This window comes from Lachnoclostridium edouardi (assembly GCF_900240245.1).
GTDB classification, from domain to species: Bacteria; Bacillota; Clostridia; order Lachnospirales; family Lachnospiraceae; genus Lachnoclostridium_A; species Lachnoclostridium_A edouardi.
Window position 1 is genome coordinate 3108503 of the sequence record NZ_OESQ01000001.1, and the last position, 18740, is coordinate 3127242.

Here is an 18740-nt window from a genome sequence, read left to right on the forward strand (position 1 = left end):
TAAAATCCGCCGGTTACTTTGGTTTGGTAATTTCCTGATACTGAGTAACAGCATGTTTAAACTTGGAAAAGTCTTTTTTGTATAAATTGAGAATTAAAACATCAATTAAATAAAGTTGGGAGCTTAATTCCGTGTAAGACAGGAACCTGGTTTTGGCCGGAGAGTACATAGTTTTTAACCAAATATCTAAATAAGGCTGAAGGGAATTTTTTGCCATATTAGTGATGCCTAAGGTAAAGACGCCTGTTGCCTTTGCAGCTTTAGCTACAGTCACTGCAGCCTGGGTCTCGCCGGATTTAGAAAATATAATTAAAAGACTGTTTTTGGGGCAGGACTTTAACCTGGTCATAAGAGCAAAAGGGTTGTCGTCAAAAACGCTCATAATTCCCAGCTCTGTTAATGTCCAGCTCATATAAACAGCCATGGAGCTGGTGGCTAAATAGCCGAAACAAAATACAGTGGATGCATTGTAAATCGCCTGTACTGCCTGGTCGATTAAGGCTGGGGAATTTGTATCATAAGCAATATTAATTAAGCTGGAAAAATGATTTTTAATTTTCTCATTAGTAGCAGCTGTAGAATCCTTCAGCTGGATTTCCTGAATATCATTTTCTTCCCCTGAGCGGGAAAGATCTAATATCATATTCTTAAAGCTTTTATATCCCATTTTTTGGGAAAAACGAATGGCTGTAGACTGGCTGATGCCTAAAAGTCCGGCCAGTTCCTGAGAAGTCATATCAAATGTATCATCTTTATTTGCCAGAATATAATCTGCGATTTTAGTTTCAGAATAAGTCAGTGTAGGATAAAGAGATTTCAATTTAGTGAAAAACATAAAGTCCCCCCGTTTCTAACAATTATATAAATAAAAATAGCACATCTTTATGGTTTTTACAACGAATTTGAAAGAATAAATATTCAAAAATATATCAAATAAAAATGAATAAAATGATTTACAAATAAAAATCAGTGTGTTATATTAATAATAAGTCAAGAAAATACCGGTAAAAAATGACTAAACTGACTAAAATTAAAAAGAAAATTCTCTAAGGTTGTTTATAGTGAAAGGAGAGGAAAAATGGGTATTGTGACTTCAAAAGAAATTTACGAAAGATGTTTAAATGAAAATTGGGCGGTAGGCGGCTTTATAGGCTATGATATGGAGATTATGCAAGCAGCTGCAGAGGCGGCCATTAAGGAGAAGGCTCCTATTATGATACAGGCCTCCTGCCGAGTTATTGATTATGCGGGAGTGGAATTTTTGCGGAGAATGGCGGATGCAGTAGTGGAGAAATACGGCGTGGATTTAATTCTTCATCTGGACCACGGGGATACGGTGGAGCGCTGCAAGCTTTGTATTGACCACGGTTTTACCTCAGTTATGCTGGACTGCATTAATGATTCTTTTGAGGAAAATGTAAGAAAAACAAAAGAAGTAGCAGAATACGCACACAGCAGGGGAGCAGTGGTGGAAGGGGAAATTTGCCACCCTGTAGAAGGGCCTAAGTTGTACGAAACAGATGTGGAGGAGGCTGTTTTATATGCAGAATTAACAGGCTGTGATTCTTTGTCAGTTTGCTGCGGCAATGCCCATGATATGAACCCTGATTACCCAAAAACGTTAGATGTTGAAAAAATAAAAGAGATACATAGAGTACTTCCGCATATGCCTTTGGTACTTCACGCTACATCCATTTTTCAGGAGGATTTTGTTTCCAGGGCCAACCAATACGGAGCGTGTATGAAGCAGCCTTTAAATTTCAGCAAGGAAGAGCTTCAGAGCAGTTATCCATACGGAGTATGTAAAATTAATTCTGCTTTAGACATTAAGATTCTTTATACTACTGCAATTCGTGAATATATGATAAAAAATCCTCAAAATATGGACCCCAGAAAATATTTAAGCTATGCAAAAAATGAGATCGCCCAGTATATTAAGTATAAACACAGAGAAATTTTCAGGGACAGCGAAAGAATGTAAAATATTTTCCACAGGAAGAAAATATTAGGGAGGAAGCCGGTATGATACATGTAATTATAGTAACTCACGGAAATTTAGGAACAGAGCTTTTAAAGTCGGCAGAAATGATTGCAGGAGAAATAAAAGGGATAGACAGTGTCAGCCTGCTAAAAGAGGATAATCCCCTTAGCTTTGAGGAAAAGGTGATTCAGGTGATAGGAAAAGAGGAGGATCAGCTGCTGTTTTTGGCAGATATTTTTGGGGGAACTCCTTATAATACGGCAGTTTCTCTTTTAAAGAAATGGGACGCCTGGATTGTCACAGGAGTGAATCTGCCTATGGTTTTGGAAGCTGCCACTACAATAGAGGACGTGGAAAAAGCCAAAGATATGGCAGAAAATTTGCTGAAGGCGTGGTCTGGGAGGATAGTAAGCAGAGAAACTTTGGAAGTAAAGCCGGAAGAAAAAAATAATTGGGAGGAAGAGGATTTATAAGGGAAGGAGGGGAAGAAAATGAAACTTCAGATTACTTTGGATATTCTGGAATTAGACCAGGCTTTAGAATATTTAGATGAAATTGCTCCCTATGCAGATATTGTGGAGGTGGGAACGCCTTTAAGTTTAATGTATGGAATAGAGGCTGTAAGGAAAGTGAAGGAAAAATATCCGGAGCTGGTGGTTTTAGACGACATAAAATTATGCGACGGCGGAAAACGTTCTTCTCATGCTTGTCTCAGCAAAGGGGCGGATATGATTACTGTGCTGGGAATCAGCGATAAGGCGACGATTCAGGCAGGGATTGAGGAGGCTAATAAGCTGGGGAAAAGAACAGTTGTAGATATGATTCACGCAGAGAATCTGGAAGAGAAAATCAAACAGGCAGATGACTTGGGAGCTCATGTAATTGGAGTGCATGTAGGAATTGACAGCCAGGCTCACGGAGAAAATCCTTTAGCGGCTTTAAAAATAGCAAAGGCAAGTGTGAAAAGGGCTGAAATTTCTGTGGCAGGAGGACTAAAGGACGATAGGTATTTAGACCAGATATTAGAGTATAAACCAGATATTTTGGTGGTAGGAAACGGTATTAGAAAGGCAGAAAATCCTGCTGATACAGCCAGAAGAATAAAAGAGCGGATGAAGGCTGCAGAGCAGTTTGGTTATAAGGAAGGCTGAGGAGGGAGAAAGAATGGATGGGAAGGAGTACAGGCAGCAGATGATAAAAGAGCTGTCTATTACTTTAACAGGTTTGGATGATGGGCAGGTAGAACAAGCGGTAGACCATATTCTCCAGGCTAAAAGGATTTTTTTTGCAGGAGCAGGCAGGGCAGGACTGATGATGAAAGGGTTTGCCATGAGGCTTATGCATATGGGATTTTTGTGCCATGTGGCTGGGGACGCCACCACGCCCAGTATTCAGAGAGGAGATCTTTTAATTGTGGCTTCAGGAAAGGCGGAAACCGTTACCAGCAGCTATTTTGTAGACGTAGCTAAGGAGGCGAGGGCCAGAACACTTGTGATTACGGCAAATCCTCAGGGCACGGTGGCCAGAAAGGCAGACAGCCTTTTAGTTTTAACAGCTCCTAAATTCCGGGGCGATCCGGACCCGGACAGATTTTCTGTACAGCCAATGGGAAACCGTTTTGAACAAAGCGCCTTGCTGGCGGCAGATTATATAGTGAAGCTGATTAAAGAAAAAATCAAATTAGATATTCAAGTAATGTACAAAAATCATTCTACATTGGAGTAAAAATTATATAAGGGGGATTACTTTATGATTATTCATTACAGGGTAGATGAAAGAGTTATCCATGGACAGACTACTACAAAGCTTACAAAGGAAACTACGCTTCACGGAATTATTGTAGTGGATGATAAAATTGCGGCAGATCCTTTTATGACTCAGCTGTATAAAACAACTCTTCCTGAATCCATTAAGGTTTACTGCTTTAATACTGAAAAGGCGCTGAGAAAACTGCCGGAGGCAGATGCTTCTCAGAAAAACTATCTGGTGATTTTTAAATATCCCACCACTGCGGCAAAGCTGGTGAGGGAAGGGTATGATTTATCCTCCCAGTTAAATATTGGCCCTCAAAGCGTGAGAGAGGGCTGTACATTTATTATGCCTATGATAGGTTTGCTGCCGGAGGAAATTAAGGCCTTAAATGAAATGGAAGGAGCAGGGATAAAAATTATTTTGAATCCCCAGTTTATGACGCCTAATTATACCTGGAAGGAAGCAAAAACAAAAGTCAATTTGAAATAAGGGGGAAAAACTATGTTTTTATTACAATGCGCTCTGGTGGGGATTCTTTATTATATCAGCAATGTGTACTCGTCCTTCGGAGGATTTATTGTCAGTAAATATATGCTTCAAAGACCTTTAGTAGGCGGGCTTCTCTGCGGAGTGATTTTTGGAGATATTAAAACAGGGCTGGAAATCGGGGTAGCTTTACAGCTGGCGTTTATGGGGGTGTTTGCCGTAGGAGGAGCCATTGCAATGGATGTGGGGACCATTGCATATCCGGCGGCGGCAGTGGCGATTATTAATAAAATGGATGCCGGGGCGGCTATTGCTATGGCTGGCACCTTGTCGGTTCTGGCCTCCTATGTATTTCAGCTGGTGAGAGGAGTGAACGTTTATTTCTGCAATCAGATGAAAAAGGGAATTAAAGAAGTTAATTATAAAAAAATACTTTTTAATTTTATAGTAGGCCCTCAGATATTTCTGTTTCTAATAGAGTTTATGCTGGGATTTGTGTTTGTATATTATGGAGCAGGAGCTATTGACAGTCTGATGGCAGCGCTTCCTGAAAAGCTTTTATATGCACTTAGTCAGTTTGCCAGCGTTTTGCCTGCAGTAGGTATGGCTATGCTGTTAAAATACAATATTACTGATAAATGGCAGTTTGCATTCTTTGTGTTTGGATTTATGCTGTTTTCTGTTATGGGACTAAGCTTTATAGCAATTACCATTTTTGCAGTAGTAATTGCATACATGTACTTCCGCACAGGAAATACAGTGCAGATGGCTGGGGCTTCAGGGGGACAGATCATAGATGACGATGAGGAGGTGCTGTAAAATGGATGAAAATATAAAAATAATTTCCAGTGAACCATTGACCCAGAAAGAACTGAAAAAATTATTTTGGAGATATAACTTATTTTACTCCAGCTGCATTAACTTTGAAAACTGGCACGGCTGTGGATATGCCTACGACATAATACCTCTCTTAAAAAAATATTATAATAAGGAAGGGCAAAAGCAGGGTATGGAGCGGCATATGGATTTTCATAATAATGAACATACTACTGCCAATATAGTCTGGGGAGTGATGGTGGGAATGGAGGAGCAGAGGGCGTTAGGGTATAATGTGGAGGAGGATATGATACGCACTACAAAATCAGCCTTAATGGGCCCGGTGGCCGGAATAGGAGACAGCCTGGTTCAGGCCACGATTCTTCCTTTACTTTTGTCTATTGGAATTTCTCTTACAGGAGATAATTATTCACCCATTGGCACGATTTTTTATTTAATTGCCTCCGGTCTTATATTATTTACATACGGATATTTCCTTTTTAAACAGGGGTATAAATTCGGAAGAAATGCTGTCACTATGCTTGCAGGAGGAAACTTAAAGAAAATCCAGGAGGCGGTTCAGCTGTTTGGGGTGATAGTGATTGGAGCGTTGTCTGCAAACTATGTAAAGCTTAAAACAGCTTTGGCTTTTAAAGCGGCAGAAGGAGCAAAGCCTACCAGAATTCAGGATATTTTAGACGGAATTTTCCCCAATATGCTTAGTTTATTTTTAATGCTGATCAGCTATTATCTGGTAAGTAAAAGAAAAATGTCAATGGTAAAGCTTATTTTAATTTTAGGAGCTTTTACGATTATTTTTGCCCTGACAGGAATTTTATAGTGTTGTATTTCCCTAACTTAGATTGCTATTGACTAACTCTGGGTATAATAGGTACTATATGATTAATATACACAGCAGGAGGGGTTTTTATGGAATCATTGGCAAGTGTAAAAAGTGGGGATATTTGTACTATTAAGTGGATGATGGGAAATCAGCAGGTAGTGGACTTTATAAAAGGATACCACATTTCAGAGGGGAGCACCATTCAGATTATACAGCAGAGAATGGACAGCGTAATTATTGGATTTCAGGACGTGCGCCTGGCCATTGGAAGAGAGATTGCTGAAAGAATAAAGGTTTAAAAAACATAAAGATAGAAAAATCGGGATCAGCACCGCAAAGGCGGCGGCTTCCCGATTTTTTGACTTCATTGGAAACTGGAGCGCACACTTTTTATATAGTCAGCTTTTTTCCGGCAGCTCGTTTCCCCTGGTAATATGATCTTTAATTGCCTGAAAGCTTTCAGCGCTGACTACGTGCTCAATACGGCAGGCGTCTTCTACAGCAGTTTTCTCGTCAACTCCCAGATAAATCAGCCACTGGGACAGCATAGAATGACGCTCGTACATGGTTTCAGCGATTTTTTTACCTATGTCAGTGAGAAAAATATGGCCTTCAGAATCCATATGTATATATCCGTTTTCCCTGAGATTTTTCATAGCCACGCTGACGCTGGGCTTGGAAAAAGACAATTCCACGGCAATATCAATAGAGCGGACATAAGGTTTCCTGCGGCTTATCATTAAAATAGTTTCCAGGTAATTTTCTGCAGATTCCTGTATTTTCAATAGGATTCCTCCTTCCCGAATTTATAGTTAGTCTATCATAATTATGGAAAAATATCAATTTATGATTGGAAAATGAGAAATTGTTTTCAATTTTGACGATATAAAAATATGGTTGACTTTTTAGTTAGCCAGTGCTAACCTGAAACAAGAAGATAGTTGTATAATAAGGAGGAGTTAGAATGTCAACGGCGATTATTTGTATTATTTTAGTGCTGATAGGTATTGTGGGAGTGAAAAGCTATACCAAGCGGTTAACTTCCGGATGCTGCGGAGGTTCTGGCGCAAAGCAGGTAAAAAAGGTAAAGGTAACAGACAGGGATTTGTCTCATTATCCGTTTTGCAAGGTTTTAAAGATTGACGGAATGTCTTGCGGAAACTGTGTAAACAGGGTGGAAAACAGTCTGAACAGTTTAGACGGAGTTTGGGCTCAGGTGGATTTGGCTCAGGGAGAAGCCAAGGTGTATATGAAGGAAATGAAAGAAGACCAGATGTTAAAAGATACAGTTAAGGAAGCCGGATATACTGTGTATAAAATTCTATAAAAACAGAAAATTGTCAGTTAATGATAAAATTTTATCATCTAAAATTGTTGCAATTGACTAACTTAGGGTTAGAGAGCTAGTATAAAGGAGCAATAAGTAAAGTTGGTGTAAACTTGTACCTGGCAATAGACAGGGAGCTTTCTAAAGGAGTGATACAAATGAAGAAGCATAGATTTTGGGCCTGGGCTATGATTTTCTGTCTGGCTATGACGCTGTATACAGGTTATAAGCACAAATAGAGTACATAATTAGGAGGAAAAAGACATGATGGATATTTTTAAATTAAAAAGACTTGGTATTTTTGCAGGAGGAGTTTTATTTGGGACAGCAGGTATTAAGGTGCTGGCAAGTAAGGACGCAAAGAAATTTTATATTAACTGCCTAGCAGCAGGGTTAAGAGCAAAAGACTGCGTTATGACTACAGCTACTAATATTCAGGAAAATGCAGAGGACATTTTGGCTGAGGCAAAGGGAATTAACAGCCAGAGATGTCAGGAAGTATTTGAGGATCAGTCCTTAGAAGAAGATCAGTGCTGTCAGTCTGAAACAGAAGAATAATCAGGGCCGCTTGGGGAATTATCCTCAGGCGGTATCTTTTTAAATACATATAATATAAATCTGTTTCTGAATGATAGGAGTTTCCATATGAAATTTATAATTAAACATGAAATGAAAGGAAGAATCCGCCTTCACCTTTGTCAGAATCAAATGACAGTAAGGCAGGCAGATCTTTTCCAGTATTATGTAATGTCTTTAGCAGGAGTTACTTCTGTAAAGGTGTATGAGAGAACAGGGGATGCAGCCATTGTTTTCTCCGGTTCAAGAGAAAATCTGATAGAGGAAATTCAGAGATTTTCCTACAATCGCTCTGGCTTATCAGAGCTGGTTCCCAAAAACAGCGGCAGACAGCTGAACCAGGAATATAAAGAAAAATTAATACAGAAGGTAATGGTGAGGGCGTTTACTAGGTCTCTTCTGCCGGCGCCATTGCGGGCTGTATATACCACAGTCCATGCTCTGCGGTATATTGTGAAAGGTCTGCGGTGTTTAATAAAAGGCAGGCTGGAAGTGGAGGTGCTGGACGCTACGGCAATTTCTGTATCTATTTTCAGAATGGACTTTAATACAGCCGGTTCTGTTATGTTTCTGCTGGGAATAGGGGAACTGTTAGAGGAATGGACTCACAAAAAGTCTGTAGGAGATCTGGCCAGAAGTATGTCCCTGAATGTAAAAAAGGTATGGCAGAACATAGACGGAACAGAGGTGCTGACTCCTGTATCTCAGATACAGGAGGGAGATCTGATTACAGTACATATGGGAAATGTGATTCCATTAGACGGAGTCGTCGTGTCAGGGGAGGCTATGATTAACCAGGCCTCAATGACAGGGGAATCTCTTCCTGTAAAGAAAGAAAAGGATATGTACGTGTATGCGGGAACAGCTGTTGAAGAAGGCGAAATTACTTTATGTGTGAAAAAGACAGCCGGTGACACCAGATTTGAAAGAATTGTAAATATGATAGAGGATTCAGAAAAGCTGAAATCATCTGTAGAGGGGAAGGCAGCTACTTTGGCGGATGCCCTGGTGCCCTGGAGCCTGGGAGGAACTGCTCTTACCTGGCTGCTTACAAGAAATGTGACAAAGGCCTTGTCCATTTTAATGGTTGACTTTTCCTGCGCATTAAAGCTGGCTATGCCTCTTTCCGTACTTTCTGCTATGCGGGAGGCAAGCAGCCATCACATCACTGTAAAAGGCGGAAAGTTTATGGAGGCTGTAGCCCAGGCAGATACTATTGTATTTGATAAAACAGGTACGCTGACTAAGGCCAAACCAGTAGTGGCTGATATTGTGCCGTTTAACCATATGAGCCAAAATGAACTGCTGCGAATCGCCGCATGTTTGGAGGAGCATTTCCCTCACTCAATGGCTAAGGCTGTAGTAAGCGAAGCTGTAAAGAGAAAGCTGACCCATGAAGAAATGCATTCTAAGGTAGATTATATTGTTGCCCACGGAATTGCTACTTATGTAGGAGAAGAAAGGGTAATTATCGGCAGCCAGCATTTTGTGTTTGAAGATGAAAAATGTACAGTTCCAGAAGAGAAAAAACAGATATTTGATCAGCTTCCCTCAGAATATTCCCATTTGTATATGGCTATAGGAGGAGAATTGGCAGCTGTAATCTGTATTGAGGACCCGTTAAAGGAGGAGGCTGCAGAGGTAATTAAAAGTCTTCACAGTCTGGGAATTGGAAAAATTGTAATGATGACAGGAGACAGCGACAGAACAGCCAAGGCGATTGCAGAGAAGGTAGGAGTAGATCAATACTATTCAGAGGTTCTTCCAGAGGACAAAGCGAAGTTTGTAGAGGAGGAAAAGAAACAGGGACGCCGCGTAATTATGGTTGGGGACGGAATTAATGATTCCCCGGCTCTTTCAGCTGCAGATGTAGGAATTGCAATTAGCGAGGGAGCGGAGATTGCCAGAGAAATCGCAGACATTACAGTTTCTCAGGACGAGCTGTATCAGCTGGTAGTTTTAAAACAGCTGTGCGACAGGCTGATGAGAAGAATTCACAGAAATTACAGATTTGTAATCAGCTTTAACCTGGGACTGATACTGTTAGGCGTTGGAGGAGTAATTGCTCCAGCCACATCAGCGCTTCTCCACAATACCTCCACCTTGGCAGTCAGCTTAAAAAGTATGACAAATATGCTGGAGGAAAAAGAGAATCAGGCCGTCTAGGGAAAAAAAGGTTGCTTCCTTAGAAAATACCGTATATTCTATATCTAAGTCAAAATTATAATAAATCAAAAGATACTGTAAGAACTATATGACTGAGAGGAAAATACTATGAAAAATAGAATACAAAGAGTAGAGGAAGCAATTAAATATTTACCCCATGTACGTTCCTTTGGAGTGATCGGGAACCCTGGCTGTGAAGGATTGGGAACCTATAATATGAAGGTTTATGCAGGCGCCTTGGAAGAAAGCGGACAGGCAGACATGACTTTAATAGTGGGAGACTTGGTGCCTACAGGTACAAAGGCTTATTATGAAACCATCTGCGGAATTACAGAAACTATTGGAAAGAATGACGTATATGTACTTAGAGGCAATCACGACACAGGAGAATATCAGAAGTATTTTGGCAGACAAAATTATGCGTTAATATGTAACGGTTTTGCCATTGTAGTGTTGGACAATGCTATGCGCTGTTTTGAGGAGGAAGGCCTTTTGCTGGTAAAAAAGGTGCTGGCCTTAGAAGAGGTGCGTCAGGCTGTGCTGGCCTTTCACATTCCAGTGCCTAACCATTTTATTCAAAACGCAGTATCTGAAGAGGAGTTTTCAAAGCTTCAGGCCAGTTACGGTCCCTGGAAGGAAAAAGTAGCATATTTACTTTGCGGTCACGTTCACTCCTGCTTTGTAGATCAGGTGGACGGAATTCCCTTCATCTGCACAGGAGGAGGCGGAGCCATGATAGAGGACGTTTCTGAAAGTATCAGGGCTTGTGATGTAAACCACCACATGATACATTTTTTCATGGAGGGGGAAAAGCTTTGCTATCAGTTTACAGATATTCCGGAGGCCTGCTATGCCGGTGAAAGAAAAAATCCGGTGATCAAAGAACGTCTGGAGGAAACGGTAAAGGGAGAGCTGATGGCCCATTTAAAATATTTAATGTTCGCCGACAGAGCCAGAAGAAGAGGGATGGACAAAATCGCCAATCTGTTTGAGGCTTTAGCAGATTCAGAATATCGCCATGCCAGAAATTTTTACTCTGTTATGGAGCGCCCGGCAGCTTTCTCTGAATCTGTGGAAACCTTTATTCCCGGCGAGGTTTTTGAGTATGAGCACATTTATAAAACAATGGCAGATTATGCCAAAGGAGAGAATGCGCCTCTTACACGCCAGGCTTATGAAGGCGCTCTGGCTGCCGAGAAGGTTCATGCCAGACTGCTGAAAGAAGCCGGGGACATGGAAAGCTTTCAGATAGATTCTGTGTATGTATGTCCAATCTGCGGATACCTGATGACAGGAGATGGGGTGAAGGAGCGCTGTCCTGTATGCGGAGGCCCGGCTAGACAATTTAAGGAATTTAAAGATTAAAAAATATTGTAAAATAATAGATAAAAGGAACACTGGTTTACGTGTTCCTTTTTTGTAATTAGAGGGCTTATTCATATATTTAATATGGGTAAGTCTTTTCCCTATTAGAAAAAATATGACAATTTATGGGTATGTGCGTGTATCCAGCACTGACCAAAATGAACAGCGTCAACTTATTGCTTTGTGGGAAAAGGCAGTTGAAAAGAATAATATATTTATGGACAAACAGTCTGGGAAAGACTTTGACCGTCCACAGTACAGGAAACTAATGAGAAAAGTAAAATTAGGAGATTTGCTTTATATTCTTAGCATTGACCGGCTAGGACGTAATTATGAAGAAATTCAAAACCAATGGCGGGTATTGACTAAAGAAAAGGGGATTGATATCTGTGTAATTAATATGCCTTTACTTGACACACGGCAGTGCAGAGATTTAATGGGAACCTTTATTGCTGATCTGGTTTTACAAATCTTATCCTTTGTGGCTCAAAGTGAACGGGAAAATATATGCAAACGGCAGGAAGAAGGTATTGCAGCAGCAAAAGCAAGAGGAGTAAAATTTGGTAGGCCTGAAAAGCAGATACCTGAAAATTTTGCCAAGTTGGTAATAGAATGGGAAAAAAAGAAAATTCCTTTGTCAGAGGTGTTAAAACAGTGCAGTATGAGTGAAGCAACATTTTATCGCCGTCTGCGGGAACATAGAATTCAAAAAAAATACTAGCTATCAAAAGGTAAACTTTTTGATAGCTATTTACAGAAATATCTCTGTAAAATTATACCATCATACATGACTAAATTCAACACTTTTCGGAGAAATATTACAAATTCCCATCATATTTTGGCATATATTTGCTGGAAATTTGTAGAAGTAAAAGCTTGTCAAAAAGTTTACCTTATGACAAAGATTACAGGTGCCGTCAGTGAATATTCATAGGGAAAGAACTATTGGAATAGCACTATTATAACACAAAGGGGGAGCATTGCTTGTGAAGATATTAAAAATAATCATAGCTGTTCTCCTTATTTTTATGTTATTTATAGGAGCTTTTATAGGCGGTGATAGACTGTTTAACCATGGTACATATAATTTCAATAAGGAATACCTGACTATTTTTGATCAGCAGTCAGACTGTTATTATCTTCAAAAAGTGCCTGCTAATATTGAATTTCGTATTTTCACCGGAAATGCCGATCAATCAGTAGATTATGCTATAGTGGATTCTGCAGGAAATACTGTGGCCTCAAAGTATGAAAGAGCAACAAAAAATAATTATAATATTATTCCGCCTTCAGATGGCTATACTGCAGGGGAGCGCTATACGCTAACCCTTGGCGCAGGTATAACATTTACTGATGAAAATCTTAAAAAGGCCAGAAGTTTAGTATTCTGTATTGAGCGTGAAGCTGTAGAAAAATATGAGTTTACAGAAAACGTTCTGGAAGTATCTGAGAATAGGATTTTAATTGAGGACAATAGGATTCAGACTGGCAAAATTGTATTTGGATTAAATAACAATAATGAATATGTTGTATATAAAATTGAAGAAATTCTGGATGACAAAACGGCGGCTGTTGTAACACCGGCGATTGATGAAATTTATTCTCAGCTGGAGGTTTATGGGGAATATGAATTTGATGTTAACAATATAGCTTCTAATCAGATCTGGAGGTTAAGATTGTTGAGAATGTTAAAAAAAGTGATTTTTATTCTTCTTTAATAATGACTGCATATGCTGCTGATCCACATAAGGATGGAGAATTTGAGGTGTCAATTACGCCAAACACGGAAGATAATACTCTTGAAATTGAAATAAAAATCACATTAGAACCTAATGAAAAAGGTTTATTTGGTATCAGTGAATTAAAAGATCACAGGGTATCTGTTACTCTGAATAGTATTCTTGGTTTAAAAGCGCAAACTAATATTCAGGGAATTACCAACTGGGATATTTCCGGAACTGTTACTTCCGGTTTTACCTGGAAGGTAGATATTACTCATGTTTTAAAAAGGAAAGAATGGGAGTCTGGTTTAGAAGATCTGTTTTCAAATAAAAATGAATACGCCAGTTATGATGATTATTATATACAGAAACAATATGAAAATAATATTAAAAAGATTACGGACAAGTTGAATCAAATTGCTGCAGATACTGCAGGGGGAGAAATTAAAATATTTGACTGGAGGCTGCCTATTCCCTCTGTTCCCGGTTTATACTTTAATGCTGAAGTAAATCTATTTGCCGAATTTGAAATGGCGGCAAATATTAATATTGGACAGGAAAGTACAACGGTTTATACAGTAGGAGTCTGTTTTATAAACGGAGGGTTTAAGCCTTATTCTAATACCTACCGCAGAGATGAAAATATTTCCCTTTCTCTGCGTGGAAAAGCAAGTGCCAAGGCGGGGATTAAGCTAATTATTAAGGCTACCTTGATTAATGACAAAGTAGCTAATATTAATGTTGATCCGCAAATAGGTTTATATGCAGATATTTATGTGACAATTCCTATATTGGATACAGGTCAAGCTGATGATAACAGATTTATATATAGCTATTTTGAACCTGGTGTTTATTTTAGCGCAAATGTTAATGCTTATTTGAATATTCTTATTAGACAATTTGAATTTAGTTATAAATTAGGGGAAAAGAAATACCCTATGGAAGACTGGACCCTGGGCAATGCCAAAATAGCTACAGGTATAGAAGTAAATGGGACAAGTGTTCATGCTGTTAATCACATTGCAAAGCTGCCGGATATTCTATTTGAGTATTATGATGTGAAAAGCGGAATTAACGGAACAGAAAAAATTTTACCTGACGATTTGAAACTTGTAACAAATGAAGGAGTGCAGCTCAGGGCAAAAGAAGGAAATTTATATTTACCAGAGGCCGCATCTTCTGGCAGCTGTTATGTAACTGCAACTTATCTTCATACAGACGGAAAAGCGTACAGCGCTGTTTTCCAGGTTCTTATTTCCGGAAGCATGTTGGAAGGAAAAGTTTCTGCATATACAGATCATTTGTCTATGGGAACACTGGAAGGAGCTTTGGTAGAATTATATACAGAAGCAAACAAAGCTGCGCCTATCAGTACTCAGACAACTGACGAAACAGGACAATTCGCTTTTAATGTTGAGGAAGGCAGCTACCAGCTTGTGATCAGCGCAGATGGCTATCGTACATTGACTTCAAATCAAAAGGTTAAGGCAGAGGAGATTAAATATACAGAGCATATTTTATTGATGGATAATAGCCAATTGGCTTAGGTTCTGCCGGAGGGATGGTGACGAATGCATTGAACGGACAGGGAATCGGCGGCGCTGTTTTGAAACTGCGGGATGGATGGAATAATATAGCTGGCGAATATGCAGAAAATCTTGAGATAATCACAGATTCCTCAGGGCATTATTTAATATCTGATGTTCCTGTTGGCTATTATACAGTAGAGGCAACTATGGAAGGTTATGTTACTAGTTATTCTAATATTATTGTTTTAAGTGAAAACTATAAAACAGATTTTGATTTCACTATTACGCCAGTATTGGCAGACAACCAGATTCGGATAGTTTTAACTTGGGGCGCTGCGCCTGCAGATTTAGATTCTCATTTAATGGGACGGACGCCGGAGGGCAGCGAATTCCATGTATATTATCGGGATAAAAAGTACAACTATGAAGGAATCGAAATGGCAAACCTAGATGTAGATGATACTACAAGCTATGGTCCAGAAACGATTACTATAGTAGAAAATATTTATGGGGAATATATTTATGCTGTTCATAACTATTCCGATCGCAGCTCGTCTAATTCTGCAGATTTAAGTTTTTCAAATGCAGCTGTGAAAGTGTTTATTGGGAGTAATCAGGAAGCTGAGTATTATGTTCCTATTGACCAGGTGGGAACCTATTGGACTGTATTTCAAATTGATACTTCAGGTGTAATAACGCCCATTAATACGTTGTCTAATACAAGGCCGGCTGCATAAGAAGAATGAAAGGATATTACATGAAATAAATATTTAAGGAGGAATGGAAATGAAAATATGTCCTAATTGCGGGGAACAAACTAGTGCAGAATTTAAATTTTGTCAAAAATGTGGAGCAGAAATTGGGGAAAAGGCAGAAATGTCTGTAAAGTCTGGTAAACTTCCTATTGTACCTAAGAAAATAATTTTGTTTGGCGGTATTTTCGCTATTGGCGTTTTGGCAGTTATTTTAATTACTTTTTTGTCTGTTGGCAGTAAAGGGGAAAAAAACTATGGATTATATATGAAAGATAGGGAGATTTACTATACTGATTTTTCTGACAAACATGCAATAGAAATCACCTCTCGTCTTTTAAGCGGGGAGGAAATATATGATTATAATCCATCAGCTGCCAGCCTTTTCTTGGGACGTGAATTTGCGTTCAGCAGCGACGGCAAACGTCTTTTTTATCCTGACAAACTGGACAGCTTTGGAAGCGGGATTTCTTTGTATTATCGAGATATTAATAAGCCAGAAAAAGAACCTTCTAAGATTGATTCAAATATTATTATATATAGTATTAATGAAGCTGGGAATCAAGTGATATATATAAAAGGTTCAGAGGGAAATCTTTATTTGCACGACCTGACAGAGAAAGAGAAAATTGCAAGCGGTGTGGTAGGCTTTAAAACTGCAGATGATTGCAAGCGGTGTGGTAGGCTTTAAAACTGCAGATGATTGTAAGACGGTTGGTTATCTTACTGATGAAAATAGTTTTTATTTGTGGACAAAAGGCGGGGATAAAGTAAAGGTTGCAAGTGATATAAGCAGTATAGAGCATGTTTCTAAAGACCTGTCTACTATATACTTTATAAAAGACGATTCCCTGTACAAAAAGAGCGCTGACAGTGAGGATAAGGAAAAAATTACATCCGATATATCCAATGTTATAAAAATCTATGATTCAGGTGAAATTTATTATACTAAGGAAGAGGCTTCGGAAATCAATTTAATAGACTATGTAGATGATGATATGGCAGAAGCTGATGCGAATTTAACTAAGCCTGAATTTCCTGAATATCCTGATTCTCCTGATTATCCTTATTGGAGGGACTACGGCACAGATGAGGAGTATGAGGCTGCAAAGACGCAGTATAAAAATGATTATGAGGTATACAAAGCTGCCTGTGATCAGATACGCGCAGACTATAACTCTGCTTATGAGGCTTATAGAGCAAAACTTAATAGAGATAGCCTTAGAGAGGACCTTCAGAATGCTACAGTGGAAAGTACAAAATACACACTTTATTATTTTAACGGTACTGAGGAAACCGTTGTCACTGATGCATTAGTTGACGGATATAGTGCTACCTGTGCAGCAGATAAGCCTTTAATGCTTGTTGATATTTATAATCAATCTGAAGTCCAGAAGGTGAAACTGTCTGAAATCAGTAGCTCTTATGAAATAGAAAGCATGGTTAATGCTGCCTTTTATTCATCCTCTGAAAAGTATATTGTAATAGATTCAGTCCTGTCTATTATTGACCAGACAGAAGGCCAAATATTTAAAGTGGCTGCCGACGGAAGCGCAATATACTTTTTAGATGATATTTTTAAGGATGAAAATGAGGACGGAGACATTGAATATGGAGATCTGTATAAGATTACGATTACTGAGAATCAGGCCTCTGATCCGGAATTGTATGATAGTGATGTCCTGAACGCTGTTATATACTTTAAAGATAATAAACTGATCTATTTTAAAAATGGAAGTAATAATAAAGGAGATTTGTATATTGATAAGGAAGAAGTTGACTATGATGTTTCCTGGGATAGAGCTTTATACATAGATGAGGTTATACTGTATTATACTGATTGGAATAATGAAAAAGGCGGCGGCACATTAAAAATGTTTAAAGATGGCGCTAAAACAAAAATTGCTGATGATGTATATAATTATACTATTACCAAAGATGGAGATATTTTATATCTGTATGACTACAGCTATAACTATTATACTGGTACGCTTTATTTATATAATAAAGGAGAGTCAAGAAAAATTGATGATGATGTAAATGCCTTAATCATAGTTTATGAAGAGGAAGACAGGGAAGAGCAGTACTATGCCAATGTCTGGTGAGATATTTCAAAAAATAGAATTTTCATAAAAACTTACATTGAATCTATTACTGTAGAAAGTGCGCAAATAAATTAGAGTGAAGAAATAATTCTTGCATACAAAAAGGATAAATGCTATAGTTTAGATATAAAAAGAACGACTGCCCACAAGGTGGGTTAACCTGTTAAGAAAAGTAGAAAAACCACTATCAAACCAGTCAAGTTTGGGGTGGTTTTTTTACGGTAAGTAGGAGGAAGCAGATGAAAGCAGTAGTTTATTATGGAAAGGGTATTGTCAAACTGGAGGAAAGGCCTAAGCCAGTGATTATAGATCCAAGGGATGTAATTGTGAAGGTGACCAGATCTACAATCTGTACCAGTGATCTGCATATTATTAACGGGGCGGTTCCCAGAGCAGTGCCGGGAATTGTATTAGGACATGAATTTGCCGGACAGGTGGTTGAAACCGGCAGCCAGATAAGAAATCTGAAGCCTGGAGACCGGGTAGCGGCAAACTGTGAAACCTTCTGCGGAGAATGCTGGTTTTGTAAAAGAGGCTATGTAAATAACTGTCTTCACGGCGGTTGGGAATTAGGCTGCAGAATTGACGGCTGCCAGGCCGAATATGTAAGAGTTCCATATGGGGATACTGGTTTATATCCGATTCCTGAGGGAGTCAGTGAAGAACAGGCTTTATTTACAGGGGATATTTTGTCCAGCGCTTATTGGGCGGCTCAGCTGGGGGAAATTAAAAACGGGGATGTAGTAGCTGTTATAGGAGCAGGACCTGTAGGACTTTTATGCGGAGAATGTGCAAAATATATGGGCGCTGAGAAGGTACTTATTATAGAACAGGATGAGTTTCGCCGCAGTTTGGCAATAAAAGAGGGGCTGGCAGATGTTGCTGTAAACCCAAATACAGAGGATGAAATAGAGGCAGTGAAGCAACTTTCAGACGGCCGCGGCGCAGATGTGGTTATAGAGGCCGCCGGGGGGAAGGATACCTTTCAGATGGCCTGGAAATTGGCAAGACCTAACGGAATCTTATCTATTGCAGCTATGTACGAGGAAAATCAGGTGCTGCCTTTACCGTCTATGTATGGAAAAAATCTGATTTTTAAAACCGGCGGAGTAGACGCCTCAAAATGTACCTTACTTTTAGACTTAATTGCCAGAGGAAAACTGCGCACAGATTTTCTTATTACCCACAGAGGCACACTGGAAAACATTATGGAAGGATATGAGATTTTTCAAAATAAAAAGGACAACTGTGTAAAATGGGTGGCAGTACAAAATTAATACTAAAAAGTCTGCCTCCCATTTCCAAGATGTCCTTCTAAAA

General features: G+C 39.1%; 21 protein-coding genes. 19 read left to right on the plus strand and 2 right to left on the minus strand.

Going from position 1 to position 18740, the window contains the following annotated elements:
- Positions 1 to 13 precede the first annotated feature (13 nt).
- Positions 14 to 835 (minus strand): MurR/RpiR family transcriptional regulator, encoded by an 822-nt coding sequence (locus tag C1A07_RS14915; protein ID WP_101877798.1) that lies wholly within the window; start codon positions 833 to 835, stop codon positions 14 to 16.
- A gap of 243 nt (positions 836 to 1078) precedes the next feature.
- Here C1A07_RS14915 and C1A07_RS14920 point away from each other — a divergent pair, with 243 nt between their 5' ends.
- The 8 genes from C1A07_RS14920 to C1A07_RS14955 all read left to right on the plus strand — a co-directional run bounded on the left by C1A07_RS14920 (position 1079) and on the right by C1A07_RS14955 (position 6178).
- Complete coding sequence (locus C1A07_RS14920) at positions 1079 to 1981, plus strand: class II fructose-bisphosphate aldolase (protein WP_101877799.1); 903 nt, start codon at positions 1079 to 1081, stop codon at positions 1979 to 1981.
- A 41-nt stretch (positions 1982 to 2022) separates the two neighbouring features.
- A complete protein-coding gene (locus C1A07_RS14925; RefSeq protein ID WP_101877800.1) occupies positions 2023 to 2454 on the plus strand; it encodes a PTS sugar transporter subunit IIA in 432 nt (143 codons plus the stop codon).
- 18 nt (positions 2455 to 2472) lie between these two features.
- The gene (gene hxlA, locus C1A07_RS14930; protein WP_101877801.1) at positions 2473 to 3132 is read left to right on the plus strand and encodes a 3-hexulose-6-phosphate synthase; all 660 of its coding nucleotides are present in this window, start codon (positions 2473 to 2475) and stop codon (positions 3130 to 3132) included.
- A 13-nt stretch (positions 3133 to 3145) separates the two neighbouring features.
- A complete protein-coding gene (gene hxlB, locus C1A07_RS14935; RefSeq protein ID WP_101877802.1) occupies positions 3146 to 3706 on the plus strand; it encodes a 6-phospho-3-hexuloisomerase in 561 nt (186 codons plus the stop codon).
- Positions 3707 to 3730: 24 nt separating this feature from the next.
- Positions 3731 to 4222: a PTS sugar transporter subunit IIB gene (locus C1A07_RS14940; protein WP_101877803.1), complete on the plus strand. Its 492-nt coding sequence runs from the start codon at positions 3731 to 3733 to the stop codon at positions 4220 to 4222.
- Between the two features lie 12 nt (positions 4223 to 4234).
- Positions 4235 to 5038: a PTS mannose/fructose/sorbose/N-acetylgalactosamine transporter subunit IIC gene (locus C1A07_RS14945; protein ID WP_101877804.1), complete on the plus strand. Its 804-nt coding sequence runs from the start codon at positions 4235 to 4237 to the stop codon at positions 5036 to 5038.
- A gap of 1 nt (position 5039) precedes the next feature.
- Positions 5040 to 5876, plus strand: coding sequence for a PTS system mannose/fructose/sorbose family transporter subunit IID (locus tag C1A07_RS14950; RefSeq protein WP_101877805.1), 837 nt, complete (start codon positions 5040 to 5042; stop codon positions 5874 to 5876).
- An 89-nt stretch (positions 5877 to 5965) separates the two neighbouring features.
- Positions 5966 to 6178 carry a FeoA domain-containing protein gene (locus C1A07_RS14955; protein WP_101877806.1) on the plus strand — a complete coding sequence of 71 codons (213 nt, stop codon included), beginning with the start codon at positions 5966 to 5968 and terminating at the stop codon, positions 6176 to 6178.
- Between the two features lie 99 nt (positions 6179 to 6277).
- Here C1A07_RS14955 and C1A07_RS14960 read toward each other — a convergent pair whose 3' ends face one another.
- On the minus strand, positions 6278 to 6664 hold the full coding sequence (locus tag C1A07_RS14960; protein WP_101877807.1) for a metal-dependent transcriptional regulator: 387 nt from the start codon (positions 6662 to 6664) through the stop codon (positions 6278 to 6280).
- Between the two features lie 179 nt (positions 6665 to 6843).
- On the opposite strand from C1A07_RS14960, the gene C1A07_RS14965 reads away from it, so the two are divergent.
- The 11 genes from C1A07_RS14965 to C1A07_RS15015 all read left to right on the plus strand — a co-directional run bounded on the left by C1A07_RS14965 (position 6844) and on the right by C1A07_RS15015 (position 18697).
- Positions 6844 to 7206, plus strand: a complete 363-nt coding sequence (locus C1A07_RS14965) for a heavy-metal-associated domain-containing protein (protein WP_101877808.1) — start codon at positions 6844 to 6846, stop codon at positions 7204 to 7206.
- A 264-nt stretch (positions 7207 to 7470) separates the two neighbouring features.
- Positions 7471 to 7764 (plus strand): DUF6110 family protein, encoded by a 294-nt coding sequence (locus C1A07_RS14970; protein WP_101877809.1) that lies wholly within the window; start codon positions 7471 to 7473, stop codon positions 7762 to 7764.
- A gap of 87 nt (positions 7765 to 7851) precedes the next feature.
- Positions 7852 to 9948: a heavy metal translocating P-type ATPase gene (locus C1A07_RS14975; RefSeq protein ID WP_101877810.1), complete on the plus strand. Its 2097-nt coding sequence runs from the start codon at positions 7852 to 7854 to the stop codon at positions 9946 to 9948.
- A gap of 108 nt (positions 9949 to 10056) precedes the next feature.
- Positions 10057 to 11313, plus strand: coding sequence for a ferritin family protein (locus C1A07_RS14980; protein ID WP_101877811.1), 1257 nt, complete (start codon positions 10057 to 10059; stop codon positions 11311 to 11313).
- Positions 11314 to 11428: 115 nt separating this feature from the next.
- Positions 11429 to 12034 (plus strand): recombinase family protein, encoded by a 606-nt coding sequence (locus tag C1A07_RS14985; RefSeq protein ID WP_101877812.1) that lies wholly within the window; start codon positions 11429 to 11431, stop codon positions 12032 to 12034.
- Between the two features lie 265 nt (positions 12035 to 12299).
- On the plus strand, positions 12300 to 13031 hold the full coding sequence (locus C1A07_RS14990) for a hypothetical protein (protein WP_101877813.1): 732 nt from the start codon (positions 12300 to 12302) through the stop codon (positions 13029 to 13031).
- 47 nt (positions 13032 to 13078) lie between these two features.
- Positions 13079 to 14581 carry a carboxypeptidase-like regulatory domain-containing protein gene (locus C1A07_RS14995; protein WP_180952273.1) on the plus strand — a complete coding sequence of 501 codons (1503 nt, stop codon included), beginning with the start codon at positions 13079 to 13081 and terminating at the stop codon, positions 14579 to 14581.
- Between the two features lie 17 nt (positions 14582 to 14598).
- On the plus strand, positions 14599 to 15300 hold the full coding sequence (locus C1A07_RS15000; protein WP_180952274.1) for a carboxypeptidase regulatory-like domain-containing protein: 702 nt from the start codon (positions 14599 to 14601) through the stop codon (positions 15298 to 15300).
- A gap of 49 nt (positions 15301 to 15349) precedes the next feature.
- A complete protein-coding gene (locus C1A07_RS15005; RefSeq protein WP_101877816.1) occupies positions 15350 to 16006 on the plus strand; it encodes a zinc-ribbon domain-containing protein in 657 nt (218 codons plus the stop codon).
- Positions 15993 to 17420: a hypothetical protein gene (locus tag C1A07_RS15010; protein ID WP_145996066.1), complete on the plus strand. Its 1428-nt coding sequence runs from the start codon at positions 15993 to 15995 to the stop codon at positions 17418 to 17420. Before C1A07_RS15005 ends, C1A07_RS15010 begins: the two co-directional genes overlap by 14 nt.
- A gap of 239 nt (positions 17421 to 17659) precedes the next feature.
- Positions 17660 to 18697, plus strand: a complete 1038-nt coding sequence (locus C1A07_RS15015) for an alcohol dehydrogenase (RefSeq protein WP_101877818.1) — start codon at positions 17660 to 17662, stop codon at positions 18695 to 18697.
- Positions 18698 to 18740: the final 43 nt, after the last annotated feature.

Bases quoted from the DNA above. Each gene is read 5' to 3' on its own strand.
- C1A07_RS15015 (WP_101877818.1), top strand. From the start codon at position 17,660: ATGAAAGCAGTAGTTTATTATGGAAAGGGTATTGTCAAACTGGAGGAA.
- C1A07_RS14950 (WP_101877805.1), top strand. From the start codon at position 5,040: ATGGATGAAAATATAAAAATAATTTCCAGTGAACCATTGACCCAGAAA.
- C1A07_RS14980 (WP_101877811.1), top strand. From the start codon at position 10,057: ATGAAAAATAGAATACAAAGAGTAGAGGAAGCAATTAAATATTTACCC.
- C1A07_RS14915 (WP_101877798.1), bottom strand. From the start codon at position 835: ATGTTTTTCACTAAATTGAAATCTCTTTATCCTACACTGACTTATTCT.
- C1A07_RS14965 (WP_101877808.1), top strand. From the start codon at position 6,844: ATGTCAACGGCGATTATTTGTATTATTTTAGTGCTGATAGGTATTGTG.
- C1A07_RS14940 (WP_101877803.1), top strand. From the start codon at position 3,731: ATGATTATTCATTACAGGGTAGATGAAAGAGTTATCCATGGACAGACT.
- hxlB (WP_101877802.1), top strand. From the start codon at position 3,146: ATGGATGGGAAGGAGTACAGGCAGCAGATGATAAAAGAGCTGTCTATT.
- C1A07_RS14925 (WP_101877800.1), top strand. From the start codon at position 2,023: ATGATACATGTAATTATAGTAACTCACGGAAATTTAGGAACAGAGCTT.
- hxlA (WP_101877801.1), top strand. From the start codon at position 2,473: ATGAAACTTCAGATTACTTTGGATATTCTGGAATTAGACCAGGCTTTA.
- C1A07_RS14975 (WP_101877810.1), top strand. From the start codon at position 7,852: ATGAAATTTATAATTAAACATGAAATGAAAGGAAGAATCCGCCTTCAC.
- C1A07_RS14920 (WP_101877799.1), top strand. From the start codon at position 1,079: ATGGGTATTGTGACTTCAAAAGAAATTTACGAAAGATGTTTAAATGAA.
- C1A07_RS14985 (WP_101877812.1), top strand. From the start codon at position 11,429: ATGACAATTTATGGGTATGTGCGTGTATCCAGCACTGACCAAAATGAA.
- C1A07_RS14970 (WP_101877809.1), top strand. From the start codon at position 7,471: ATGATGGATATTTTTAAATTAAAAAGACTTGGTATTTTTGCAGGAGGA.
- C1A07_RS14945 (WP_101877804.1), top strand. From the start codon at position 4,235: ATGTTTTTATTACAATGCGCTCTGGTGGGGATTCTTTATTATATCAGC.
- C1A07_RS14955 (WP_101877806.1), top strand. From the start codon at position 5,966: ATGGAATCATTGGCAAGTGTAAAAAGTGGGGATATTTGTACTATTAAG.
- C1A07_RS15005 (WP_101877816.1), top strand. From the start codon at position 15,350: ATGAAAATATGTCCTAATTGCGGGGAACAAACTAGTGCAGAATTTAAA.